Origin of the sequence: Henriciella marina (genome assembly GCF_027213945.1) — a bacterium.
Taxonomy (GTDB): Bacteria; Pseudomonadota; Alphaproteobacteria; order Caulobacterales; family Hyphomonadaceae; genus Henriciella; species Henriciella marina_A.
Genome location: NZ_JAPWGW010000001.1, coordinates 961,753 through 974,147 on the forward strand (window position 1 = coordinate 961,753; position 12,395 = coordinate 974,147).

Here is a 12,395-nt window from a genome sequence, read left to right on the forward strand (position 1 = left end):
ATCCGCAGCCTGCCAAGCAAGTTTTATTCCGTTGGCAGAACATCAATCAGCTTGACCTCGAAATTGAGGTCCGAATTCGGTGGGATCGCGCCAGGATAGCCGCGCTCACCATAGGCGATATCTGATGGCACATGGATGAGCCAGCGGTCGCCCGGCTTCATCATGGACAACGCTTCCTGCCAGCCGGGGATGACGCCATTCGTCTGGAACATGATGGGTTGACCGCGCTGGTACGCGCTGTCGAACACTTCGCCATCTTCAGCAAACCGGCCTTCGTAAAGGACGACGACAGTATCATTCGCCTCCGGGCTGACCCCATTCTCTGCGCCACTTTCCAGAACGACGTACTCAAGACCCGATTCCGTCGACTGAACGTCGGCATTGGAGGAGTCCCATGGTGTGTAGGTGTTCCAGGCTTCTTCGTCGGCGGGGGTCGGTGCGAAGACCTCCTCGAGCGAGACACGGAAGATAAGATCATCACCAGGCTTGATAATGCTGCCAGGGCGTGGGCTCTGCCCGTAGGCAAGTTCTGACGGAATGTAGAACACGTATTCGTCGCCTTCAGACATAAGCTGAAGGCCTTGCGTCCAGCCGGGGATGACCTGACCGACGCCAAAAATGGCCGGCCGGCCCTCATCGAAATTGCCGTCAAAAGTCGTGCCGTCAGTCAGGCGGCCTTCATAGAAAATCTGAACGGTGGAGTTGATGGTCGGGGAAGCGCCGTCTTCAGGCCCTTCACGAACGACGACATATTGAATGCCCGAATCGGTCTCCTGAACGTTTTCTGCCTCTGGGTCCCAAGGGAAGAACTCATCGAAGCTCTGCTCCTGTGCATTGCAGGCGGTCAGCAGAACCGCGCAAACGAGGCCAGAGAGAGGTTTCAACATATGGGCAGTCTCCGTCAGAGGCTTTTATCTGTTTGAGTTTAGGAGCTTAGGCAAGCTTTGCCCGCCTGTCACCTGCGGCTTGATGGAGCGCCAGATCAGGTGGAACGGGGCGGATAACCAGCCCGATCCAACGCGTCGATAATGTCCTGTGTGTGCTGCGCATCGCGTGTTTCCATGAGGATGTCGAACTCCGCGCCCTTGGCGGGCACATCCAGGGCAATCCGGTTATGCGCCACTTCCATGATGTTCGCGCCATTGTCGCCGATGATCTTGGAGACGAGTGCGAGCAGGCCCGGACGGTCATCCCCGATGATACGGATGCGGGCGAGCCGCTTTTCACGTACCAGCGCCCGCGTCAGGACAGAGGCGAGCAGCCGCGTGTCGATATTGCCACCGCACAGGATGAGGCCGACCTTGCGGCCTGCGAACCTTTCGGGGTGGGCAAGCAAGGCGGCGAGGCCAGCAGCGCCCGCGCCCTCTGCTATGGTCTTCTCGACATCGGCGAACAGGGTGATGGCGCGCTCGATATGCGCTTCCTCAACGAGGAGGATTTCGTCGACCAGCGCTTCGACGACTTCCCTAGTGAGACAGCCCGGTGTCTTGACCGAGATGCCTTCGGCGATGGAGGCGCCGCCCGTCTTGGCGTCACGCCCCTGTATCGCCGCCAGCATGCTGGGATACATCGAGGCCTGTACGCCGATGATCCTGATGCCGGGTTTCAGGGCCTTGGCGACGGTCGCCATACCAGAGATGAGGCCGCCGCCGCCGATCGGGACGACCAGCACGTCGAAGTCTGGTCCATCCTCAAGCATTTCGAGGGCAGCGGTGCCCTGACCGGCCATGATCTGCGGATCATCGAAAGGATGGATCCAGGTCAGGCCCTCGCGTTCGCGCACCGTTTCTGCAAAGGCCTTGGCCTCATCGAAGGTCTGGCCTTCAAGAAGAACACGCGCGCCAAAATCCCGCGTATGCTGGACCTTGTTGAATGGCGTTGTCGTCGGCATTGCGATGGTCACGGGGATGCCAAGGCGTCGGCCATGATAGGCAACACCCTGCGCATGGTTGCCTGCAGAGGCCGCAATCACGCCAGCCTGCTTTTCTGCCTCGCTCAGGCGGGCAAGCTTGTTGAGCGCGCCGCGTTCCTTGAATGCGGCCGTGAATTGCTGGTTTTCGAACTTTACCCAGACTTCCGCGCCCGTAATGGCGCTCAGCGTCTTGGACAGGCGCATGGGCGTGCGCTCGATCTGTCCTTCGAGAACACGTGCAGCGTCCCGTACATCGTCGAGGCTGATCGGAAGTTTCTTGCTCATAACGTCATGTCCAGTATCAATCGCGGCGCACCCTATTGAGGGGTTCGTGGCCGCGCAAGCTAGCACAACCGCTGTGTGTACTTGCCTGTAAATACCCGTTTGTTTAAGCGCGAGCGCAGACAGAGCGAGGAGCGCCAGAATGAAAACGCTTTCCCTTCCGGGTCATGACATAACCATCGGCGAGGGCCACCCTCTTACCGTCATGGCTGGCATGAATGTTCTTGAGAGCCGCGATCTGGCCATGCGCATCTGCGAGCATCTGAAGACCGTCTGCGAGCGGCTGGAGCTGCCCTACGTTTTCAAGGCAAGCTTCGACAAGGCGAACCGGTCGTCGATCAAATCCTATCGCGGCCCCGGGCTGGATGAAGGATTACGCATCCTCTCCGATGTTAAGCAGGCTTTCGACGTCCCGGTCGTCACCGATTATCACACGCCGGAGCAGGCCGCCCCGGTAGCGGAGGTCGCGGAGATCATCCAAATCCCGGCTTTTCTCTGCCGCCAGACTGACCTCGTCGTGGCCGGCGCGGAAGCCGTGATGGAGAGTGGCGGCTGGCTACATGTGAAGAAGGCGCAATTCCTGGCGCCATGGGACTGCAAGAACATCGTGACCAAAATTGGCGAGGTGACCGGCGAAGCGCGCAACCCGACCATCCTGTGTGAGCGCGGCTCGAGTTTTGGTTACAACAACCTGGTCGTCGACATGCTGGGTATCCCGGCGATGAAGGCGCTGGGCGTGCCAGTCACGATTGACGCGACCCATGCCGTTCAGTTGCCAGGTGCAGACCCGCGTACGTCTGGCGGCTCGACGGGCGGGCGCCGCGAAGGCGTAGCGATCATCGCGCAATCGGCGATTGCTGCTGGAGCTGATGGCGTATTCCTCGAATTTCACGAAGACCCTGACAAGGCACTGTGCGACGGGCCGAGTTGTCTTGATCTTGCGCAGGCCGAGACCCTTCTGGCGAAGCTGAAAGCCATTCATTCCATCGCTGCGGGTTGATAAATTGATCTGCCTCTGACGGCACAAATGCAATATTTACAGTAATATAAAGAACATGCACGAACGGTTAGGACTCATTGGGTAGGGCTGCCTCCGATTATATTCGGGTGACCTCATGTACCGTGTCCTTTCCTGTCTTCAGGACGATCACGCATTCTTCTACGTCGCGATGGCGGTATTCGTCTGCGCATTGGCGGCGGTTTGCTCGCTGATCGTTTTCCATCGCGGCATGGAGAGTGAGAAAGAATCGACGCGTCGGCTCTGGGCTGCCGCGTCAGGTGTGGTTACGGGTCTTGGCGTATGGGGGACCCATTTCGTTGCCATGCTCGGATACCGGCCGGGATTCGAAATTGCCTTTGACGGTGTCGTAACGGTTGTTTCCGCCCTAGTGGCTGTATCGGGCTTCGTCGCGACTTCGCAGCTGCTCATAACTTCGCTGGGTCCTGTCAGGAGGGCGCTGAGTGGCTTCATGGCGACGGCGACCCTGACGATTATGCATTTCTACGGTCAGAGCTCGCTGAAAGCGTCCGCGCTGTTTGAGTATGATGCGGCATTTGTTGCAGGCGCTGTCGCGCTTTGCGGCCTCTTCTTCTCGATCGCTTACTCAGTCGGGATCAGCGAGCACAAGAAATGGCGCAATGTTCTTGGCGTGGTTTCTACCCTGCTCGCAGTCGCCTCGGTGCACTTTGTGGGCATGGCAGGCATGACCGTGTTCCCAATACGCGGCGTTGAGGAAATCTCGTGGTCTCTGGCACCAGGCGAACTTGCTCTGGCCATCGTGTTCGGAGTGGTCGCCATCCTCATTTTTGCAATGATGGCCGCGGGCTTCGACAGGACAATTTCAGGTCTGCGCAACCGCGAGTCCCGCCGCATATCCATGCTCGCAAATTCTGCGTCCGAAGGCATCGTGATCGCTAATGCGAACGGACAGATCGTTGAAGTGAACCGGGCCGCTGAAGACATGCTTGGCGCTGACCGCAATTACCTGATTGGGTCGGACGTCCTGCCCATCCTGAACATGACCAGTCTCTCAACAAGCGCTGATAGTTATCGCGAGACTGAGATCGTCAGCGCGGATGGTGTTTCCATCCCGGTCGAGGTTCGGATGCGAAAGCTCGACAGCGGCGCAGAAGCCAATGACACTGGCGCAACGATCTGTTCCATTCGTGATCTTCGCGAACGACTTCGCCGGGAAGCGGAGATCCGCGAGCTGGCGTTCAATGACCAGCTGAGCGGGCTCGCCAATCGCGAGTCCTTTCAACGCGAACTGCTCGCCAGCCTCACGCGTGGCGGCGGGGAGCATACGGCGGTCATTCTCTTTGACCTCGATGAGTTCAAGGATGTGAATGACCAGTTCGGCCACGGCGCTGGCGATACCGTCATCATCGAAACGGCGAACAGGCTGAGGGCCCTGGCGCCGAAAGGCGGACTTGCAGCGCGCCTCGGTGGTGATGAATTCGCGCTATTGACGGGCCCTGACCTGCCAGCCGACCGGATCTTTGAGTTCGCAAGCGAATGTGTTCGTGCGCTTTCTCTTCCAATTCAGCATGACGAAATTTCGATCCGTTGCGGCGCGAGTGCCGGCGCCAGCAGGATTACCGAATTGACTGAGGATCCCGGCGAATTGCTGAAGACCGCAGACCGCGCGCTCTATGCCGCCAAATCAGACGGCCGCGGCCGCGCACGAATTTATGATAATGAACTGCACGAACACTTCGAAGCGCGCCGGGATGTTGAAATTGCCCTGTCGCGTGCGGTTGAGAATGACGAGTTCGTTCTTCACTACCAGCCCAAGGTCTGCGCCCAGACGCGCAAGGTCCTGTCTTACGAAGCGCTGATCCGGTGGGAACGCCCCGGTCACGGTCTCGTCATGCCAAATGACTTCATCGAGATCGCCGAACAGAGCATGGTCGTAACCGACATTGGCCGCTGGTGTATCCGCGAAGCATGCGAGGCTGCGTCCCGCTGGGAATCGCATGTCGGCGTGTCGGTCAACCTTTCCGCGCGCCAGTTCCTAGATCCGAAACTCTATGGTGATGTGCGCGAAGCGCTGCGCCGGTCCGGTCTGGAACCCCACCGCCTTGAGCTGGAGATCACCGAGACGGCGATCATCCATAATGTGCAGGTGGCGGCGAACCTTCTGGAGAAGTTCAAGAAGCTCGGCGTGCAGATCGCGCTCGACGATTTCGGGACAGGCTATTCCTCGATGCGCTTTGTCCAGCAGCTGCCGTTCGACCGCATCAAGATCGACAAGTCGTTTGTGCTCGCCATGGACAGCGATCCGAAATCCTTCGCCATTGTCGATGCAATCCTGCGGCTCGGCCACAGCCTATCCATTCCGGTCGTCGCGGAAGGCGTGGAGACGGAGGCGCAGGCGCTTCGGCTGCTAGAGGCCAATTGCCATGAGTTTCAGGGATTCCTGATCAGCCGGCCGTTTCCAATGCCGATCTCCGTCGAGGAGATTATCAAGGACAAAACGCGCGGCGCTGCCTGACACAGGGGCTCAGGCCGCTTCGGTTTTCTTAGCGTATAGGCCTTCGACACCCTGATACGGATCGTGCTCTGCCACCAGATGACCGGGTGCAACTTCGATCAGCTGCGGGTTGTACTGGTCGGCATCCGCATCGTCGATCACCACTGATTTCATGAAGCGCAGCGGCGCACGGCTATCGAGCGGTGAGGGCAGGTCGCCGCGCAGCTTTATGCGCTCTTTGCTGCGCTCAAACTCGGGGTCTGGCGTGGGAACAGCAGAGATGAGCGCCTTGGTGTATGGGTGGCGGGCATCTTCGTAGATGGCGGTACGGCCCGCGACTTCGACCACCTTGCCAAGGTAGAGCACCATGACGCGGTGGCTGATCTCGCGCACGACCGACAGGTCATGGCTGATGAAGATCATGGCGAGGCCGAACTCTTTCTGAAGGTCAATGAGCAGGTCGACGACCTGCGCCTGGACCGACACGTCGAGCGCGGAGACCGCCTCATCGCAGATGAGGAGCTTGGGCCGCAGGATCATGGCGCGGGCGATGCCGACGCGCTGGTTCTGGCCGCCGGAAAGCTCGTGCGGATAGCGGTTGATGAGGTGGGGGTCGAGATCGACGCGCGGCAGGAAATCCCGAACCATCTTTTCGCGCTCCGCCTTCGACATGTGCGGCTTGTGAACGGTGAGTGGCTCGGCGATGGACTGGCCGATTGTCATACGCGGGTCGAGCGAGGCGAGCGGGTCCTGGAAGACAATCTGCAGGTCTTCGCGCAGGGCGTTCATTTCCTTGCGCCCGGCCTGGCTGATGTCGCGGCCCATCCAGGCGACAGTGCCGGCAGATTGCGGCACCAGTTTCAGGACGGCGCGGGCGAGGGTAGACTTGCCGCAACCAGACTCGCCGACCACGCCAAGTGTTTCGCCAGCGCGAAGGTCGAAAGAAACCCCATCGACGGCTTTCAACATCTTGGTTTTGCCGAAAAGACCACCGCCGATATTGACCGGGAACTGAACCTTCACATCGCGCGCCTTCACGATCGGTTCTTCGCTCTGGGCAGGTGGCTCACCGAGTTGCGGACGGCCTTCGCGGTTCGGTTGGTCGATGCGCGGCACGGCGTTGAGCAGCATTTTCGTGTATTCGTGCTGCGGCTTGTAGAAGATGTCGTCGCTTGTCCCGGTTTCCACGATCTCGCCGTGACGCATGACGATGACACGGTCACACATGCGGGCGACGACGCCCATATCGTGCGTGATGAGCACGATGCCTGTGCCGGTGTCCTTCTTCAGGTCATACATCAGGTCGAGAACCTGCGCCTGCACCGTCACGTCGAGCGCCGTGGTCGGTTCATCTGCGAGCAGAAGCTTCGGGTTACACAACATGGCGATGGCGACCATGACGCGCTGGCGCATGCCGCCGGAGAGCTCATGCGGGAACTGATCAAGGCGGCGGCGGGCTTCGGGGATGCGGACCTGCTCCAGCCAGTCGACACAGCGTTTCGTCGCTTCCTCGCCCTTCATGTTCATGTGCAGGGCGAGGACTTCGCGCATCTGCGCCCCGACGGTGAGATGCGGCGTGAGCGAGGTCAGCGGGTCCTGGAAGATCATCGACATCTGTGCGCCGCGGATTTTGCGCAGCGTTTTTGTCTTTGCGCCGACCATCTCCGTGCCCTGGAAATTGATTGAGCCGGTGACATCTCCGTTCTCTGCGATGAGGCCCATGGCGGCGAGGGCAGACTGGCTCTTGCCGGAGCCGGACTCGCCGACAATGCCAAGGCACTCACCCGGCGCCACATCGAAGCTGGTGCCCTTCACGGCATGGACAGTGCCATCGGGCGTGTCGAAATCGATTTTCAGATCGCGGACGGATAGAATGGGATTGGTCACGTCGGGATGGTATCCTCGGCTGGCAAACGTCTTCGTTTCTCAACGGGCCCGACAGGCGGGATCAAGTCAACAGGTTGCACCAGTTGGCGGGCCACTCTCGCTCGCAAAAGAGAGCCGAGTGGGCAGATTGCCGCGAGACTTCTGCTTGCGTGACCGCGCCTCTCCGTCCTACCAGTGGCCGGGACCATACCAGGACAAGAAACTCCGGAGAAAACGCCATGCCCGTTATGACATTCCTGAACACCTGTATTTTCGACCTTGGAGCGATCCAGAAGCTCCCCGGCGTTCTGAAGGGCCATGGCGTCTCCAAGCCGTTCATCATTACCGATCCCGGCATCAAGGCAGCTGGCCTGCTCGACACGGTACTTGGCGCACTAGGCGGCGAACCGGGCGGCATCTTTGCTGACACCGTTGCCAACCCGACCGAGAACCAGGCCATCGAGGTCACCGAGCTCTACAAGTCGGCTGGCGCGGACGGCATCATCGCGCTCGGCGGCGGCTCTTCCATGGATCTCTCCAAGGCGGTTGGCCTGCTGGCGGCACATGGTGGCCCGCTGGAGAAGTACGCTGCCATGTCGGGTGGTTCGAAACATATCGGCAAGCTTGATCCGTTGATCGCCATTCCGACGACCGCTGGCACCGGCTCTGAAGTGTCCGTCGGCATGATCACGACACTGAACAATGGCCGCAAGGAAACCTTTGCGTCGCCAAACCTCATTCCGCCAGTTGCGATCTGTGACCCTGACCTGACGCTTGGCCTGCCCAAGATGATGACGGCAGCGACCGGCATGGATGCTGTCACACACTGCATCGAAGCGATCCTGGTGCCGTCCTCGAACCCCCCGGCAGAAGGCATCGGCTATGACGGCCTGACGCGCGCTGTCGGTGATGGCTGGCTGCGCCGCGCAGTGCAGGATGGCTCCGACAAGGAAGCGCGTTGGCACATGATGATGGCGTCCTATGAGGGCGCACTCGCCTTCGTGAAGGGCCTTGGCTCTGTGCACGCCCTGTCCCATGCGGCTGGTCGCCTGCATGATAAAAAGCTGCACCACGGCACGCTTAACGCTATCTTCCTGCCGCACCTCTTGCGCTTCAATGATGGCTCGGCTGACGGCAAATATGAGCGCCTGCGCTTTGCGATGGGGCTCAAGCCGGGCGCGGATCTCGCTGAAGCCATCGAGAAGCTGAACGAGGATATTGGCATTCCGTCGACGCTGAAGGAGATCGGGCTCGACGCGTCCGATGGCCCGGGTGTTGTAGAATATGCGCTGGCCGACCTTGCCCACCGCGGCAATGCGAAGACGGCGACGGCGGCCGACTATGAGAAGATCTACGAACTCGCTCTTGGCTAGGCGCTGCGCCTAGCGCTGGCAGTGGCCGCAATAGAAGCTTGAGCGCCCCGACTGGACGATACGTCTGATCGGGGCGTTGCAGTTCTTGCAGGGCTCACCCTCGCGGTCATAAACGGCGAAAGTGTGCTGGAAATAGCCAAGCTCTCCACTAGCCGCCTTGAAGTCCGAGATGGATGAGCCGCCTGCAGCGATGGCTTCGCGGATGACGTCATTGATAGCGATGGCGAGCCGCCCGGCGCGCACGCCCGAAACGGTCGATGCCTTGCGGCGAGGGCTGATACCTGACCGCCAGAGCGCCTCGCAAACATAGATATTCCCAAGCCCCGCAATTACGCGCTGATCCAACAGGACTGATTTGATCGGCCCGGACTTGTTCTTCAGCGCCTCGCTCAGCCAGGCATGTGAGAAGCCATTGGAAAGTGGCTCAGGCCCGAAGCCCGCGAGGCGTGGATAGACATCCAGCTGCGAGAGCGGCCAAAGCTCCATGAAGCCGAAGCGGCGCGGATCATTGTAGGTGACCGTCTCGCCGCCTTCCATCTGGAAGACAACATGGTCATGTTTGGCGTCGGGCGTGGTGTCGTGATGGAAGCTGCCCGGGCGGCCCGCGCCCGTGATGGTGAAGCGACCGGACATGCCGAGGTGCATGATGAGGGCGTCGCCCGTTTCCAGCTCTGCCACCAGATATTTGGCGCGTCGTCCCAGCCGCTCGATCCGCTTGCCCTGTGTTCGCTCCACAAAATCGGTGGCGAACGGGAAGCGCAGGTCAGGGCGGCGCAGATCTGACGTGACGATGCGCCTGCCGTCCATGACAGGGGCAAGGCCGCGGCGAACTGTCTCTACTTCGGGCAATTCAGGCATGGAAAGCCGATATAGCGTTTCAGGGATGCTGCAACTATGGTCGCCGCGCATGACAGATGATTTGAAGACAGACAAGACGGCTAGCTTCGGCTTCGAAGACGTTTCGCCCGAGGAAAAAGTCTCGCGTGTGAAAGGCGTCTTCGCGTCCGTTGCAAGCCGCTATGACGTGATGAATGACCTGATGTCGGCAGGCGTTCACCGTCTCTGGAAGCATGACACGATTGCCAAGCTGAACCCGCAATCGGGCGAGAAGCTGCTGGATGTGGCAGGCGGCACTGGCGATCTTGCCAAGGCGTTCATTGATCGCGCCGACAAGGCGGGTCGCCGGCGTCATCGTGACACCCAAGCCAGCGCTATCGTCTGCGATATCAATGAAGCCATGCTGAATGCAGGCCGCGCGCGCCGCGACATGGCGGCCTATCAACACCGTCTCGACTGGGTCTGCGGCGATGCGCAGGCGCTGCCATTTGAAGCGCGCAGCTTCGACGCCCTGACCATCGCTTTCGGGATCCGCAATGTCGCCGACCGGGCGGCTGCGCTTTCAGAGTTCCGACGCGTCCTGAAGCCAGGTGGGCGTCTCGCTGTGCTGGAGTTCAGCCACATGACCGCGCCATCGCTTCAGAAGATGTATGACGCGTACAGTTTCAGCGTCATTCCGAAACTTGGCGAAGTCGTCGCTTCAGATCGGGAGTCCTACCAGTATCTGGTGGAGTCCATCCGCCGTTTTCCAAAGCAGGGCGCGTTCAGAAAAGAATTGGACACAGCCGGTTTCTCGGCTGTGTCCGTCACCAATTTCTCAGGTGGTATCGCCGCACTACACTATGGATGGGCGGCTTGAGGGAGTTATTCGTCCGGCGTATTGACGGACATACCGTCTTCACTCACCGAAATCGAAAGATCGGCGTCATTGCTTGCTGCACTTGGCTGGCCGGCGAAATACCAGACGCCGAAACCGATCACGGCAACCAGAAGTGCGCCGACGAGGAAGTAGAGAAAACCGTTATTGGATTGAGTATTGTCAGCCATTTGTCATCTCCTTGTGATGGCGATGAAAACGCCAGTGCAGTGAAAGCGTTCCCGAATATTGGAGAGAGTAATTGCTGAAAGCGCTTGCTGATTATGGCCGGCTGATGCGTGCAGGTACGGCGCTGGTGCGTCACGACGTGATCCTGCCGGGTGAATACCAGACTCGGCTGCCACTGCCTGCCCGAATGGCGGGGCGGGTGTTTCGCATGTTTGGCGGGCGCACAACAGGCAGGCCGGGCGAACGGCTTGCCAGCGCGCTGGAAAAGCTTGGGCCCGCCTATATCAAGCTCGGCCAGTTTCTTGCCACACGGCCGGACGTGTTTGGCGCTGAAACAGCGCAGGACCTGTCACGTCTCAAGGACAAGCTTGAACCGTTCAGCATGGCTGAGGCGCGCCGTATCCTCGCAGAGGAGTTTGGCGAAGAGGAAGCTGAAAGCCTGTTTGCGGGCCTTGGTGAGCCAGTCGCTGCCGCGTCGCTTGCGCAAGTCCACAGACTGGAGACGTCTGACGGCCCGAAAGCAGTGAAGATCCTGCGGCCGGGTGTCGAGCAGATGATCTATCAGGAACTGCGCGCCATCCGCCGCGCCGCGCGAACAGTCGAACGCGCTTCTATCGAAAGCCGCAGGTTGGAGCCGGTGAAGTTCACCGAAACGGTTGCGACATCGATGGAAAAGGAGCTCGACTTTCGCCTTGAGGCAGGCGGGGCCGACCAGATGCGCGCGATCTCGCAGGATGATGACTGGTTCCGCGTGCCGGCAATTGACTGGGACCGCACGGCCCAACGCGTGCTGACGATGGACTGGGTCGAAGGCATCCCGCTGACGCGTCCTGAAGCGCTCGAGCAGCCGGGTCTGGAGCGCGTGGCGCTCGCGAACAAGATCACGCGAGGTTTTCTCTCTCATGCCATCGGGCACGGCGTCTTCCATGCGGATATGCATGAGGGGAACATTCTAATTCTGCCTGACAATGAGGTCGGACTTGTCGATTTCGGCCTGATTGGCCGGATCGGTTTCAATGAGCGTCGGTTCCTGGCTGAGATCCTCTGGGGCTTTATCCGGCGTGACTATCAGAGGGTGGCCGAAGTTCACTTCGAGGCAGGCTACGTGCCGGCCAACCAGTCCGTTGGCGAGTTCGCGCAGGCGCTACGGTCTATCGGTGAGCCGATCCACGGCAAGCCAGCCGAAGACGTCTATATGGGGCGTATCCTGCTCCAGCTTATGGACTATACACGCACCTTCGGCATGCGGCTGCGGCCAGAACTCGTCCTGCTTCAGAAGACTATGGTTCAGGTCGAAGGTGTCGCGCGCTCAATCGACCCTAAGCACGATATCTGGAAAGCAGCAGAGCCCATCGTGAAGGGCTGGATCGCGCAGAATTTCGGGCCGGCCGGCGCGACCAAGCTGGCGGCGCGTCAGGCCCGTGAGGTCACCGACAGGTTGAAGAGATTGCCTCACGTCATGGATGCGTTCGAGGATTTTTTGGACACCGAAAGGGTGAAGGGAAAAGAGCCGGTACGCGGTCAGGGCCCATCTCCCTGGTCCCTTGCGGCTTTGATCGGCGTTTCGGTCATCGCCGGATTTGTTCTCGCGCAATTCGCGTAAAGCG

10 protein-coding genes are annotated in these 12,395 nt (G+C 60.0%); 5 read left to right on the forward strand and 5 right to left on the reverse strand.

The window, feature by feature from the left end; all coding sequences use genetic code 11:
- Window positions 1–23: 23 nt before the first annotated feature.
- Window positions 24–887 carry an FKBP-type peptidyl-prolyl cis-trans isomerase gene (locus O4G74_RS04905; protein WP_269401533.1) on the reverse strand — a complete coding sequence of 288 codons (864 nt, stop codon included), beginning with the start codon at window positions 885–887 and terminating at the stop codon, window positions 24–26.
- Between the two features lie 95 nt (window positions 888–982).
- Window positions 983–2,197 carry a threonine ammonia-lyase gene (locus O4G74_RS04910; protein ID WP_269401534.1) on the reverse strand — a complete coding sequence of 405 codons (1,215 nt, stop codon included), beginning with the start codon at window positions 2,195–2,197 and terminating at the stop codon, window positions 983–985.
- A 139-nt stretch (window positions 2,198–2,336) separates the two neighbouring features.
- Here O4G74_RS04910 and kdsA point away from each other — a divergent pair, with 139 nt between their 5' ends.
- The gene (gene kdsA, locus O4G74_RS04915) at window positions 2,337–3,194 is read left to right on the forward strand and encodes a 3-deoxy-8-phosphooctulonate synthase (protein WP_269401535.1); all 858 of its coding nucleotides are present in this window, start codon (window positions 2,337–2,339) and stop codon (window positions 3,192–3,194) included.
- A 115-nt stretch (window positions 3,195–3,309) separates the two neighbouring features.
- Window positions 3,310–5,688, forward strand: a complete 2,379-nt coding sequence (locus tag O4G74_RS04920) for an EAL domain-containing protein (protein WP_269401536.1) — start codon at window positions 3,310–3,312, stop codon at window positions 5,686–5,688.
- Window positions 5,689–5,697: 9 nt separating this feature from the next.
- On the opposite strand, the gene O4G74_RS04925 is transcribed toward O4G74_RS04920, so the two are convergent.
- Window positions 5,698–7,554 (reverse strand): ABC transporter ATP-binding protein, encoded by a 1,857-nt coding sequence (locus O4G74_RS04925; RefSeq protein WP_269401537.1) that lies wholly within the window; start codon window positions 7,552–7,554, stop codon window positions 5,698–5,700.
- A 218-nt stretch (window positions 7,555–7,772) separates the two neighbouring features.
- Between O4G74_RS04925 and O4G74_RS04930 the strand changes: the two genes are divergently transcribed.
- Window positions 7,773–8,906, forward strand: coding sequence for an iron-containing alcohol dehydrogenase (locus O4G74_RS04930; protein ID WP_269401538.1), 1,134 nt, complete (start codon window positions 7,773–7,775; stop codon window positions 8,904–8,906).
- 9 nt (window positions 8,907–8,915) lie between these two features.
- Here the strand turns inward: O4G74_RS04930 and mutM are convergent, their stop codons facing one another.
- Entirely contained in the window at window positions 8,916–9,764 is an 849-nt protein-coding gene (gene mutM / locus O4G74_RS04935) for a bifunctional DNA-formamidopyrimidine glycosylase/DNA-(apurinic or apyrimidinic site) lyase (protein ID WP_269401539.1), read from the reverse strand.
- A 49-nt stretch (window positions 9,765–9,813) separates the two neighbouring features.
- Here mutM and ubiE point away from each other — a divergent pair, with 49 nt between their 5' ends.
- Window positions 9,814–10,602: a bifunctional demethylmenaquinone methyltransferase/2-methoxy-6-polyprenyl-1,4-benzoquinol methylase UbiE gene (ubiE, locus tag O4G74_RS04940; RefSeq protein ID WP_269401540.1), complete on the forward strand. Its 789-nt coding sequence runs from the start codon at window positions 9,814–9,816 to the stop codon at window positions 10,600–10,602.
- A 5-nt stretch (window positions 10,603–10,607) separates the two neighbouring features.
- On the opposite strand, the gene O4G74_RS04945 is transcribed toward ubiE, so the two are convergent.
- Window positions 10,608–10,790, reverse strand: a complete 183-nt coding sequence (locus O4G74_RS04945) for a hypothetical protein (RefSeq protein ID WP_269401541.1) — start codon at window positions 10,788–10,790, stop codon at window positions 10,608–10,610.
- 71 nt (window positions 10,791–10,861) lie between these two features.
- Here O4G74_RS04945 and ubiB point away from each other — a divergent pair, with 71 nt between their 5' ends.
- Window positions 10,862–12,391, forward strand: coding sequence for a 2-polyprenylphenol 6-hydroxylase (ubiB, locus tag O4G74_RS04950; protein ID WP_269401542.1), 1,530 nt, complete (start codon window positions 10,862–10,864; stop codon window positions 12,389–12,391).
- The last annotated feature ends 4 nt before the right edge of the window (window positions 12,392–12,395 follow it).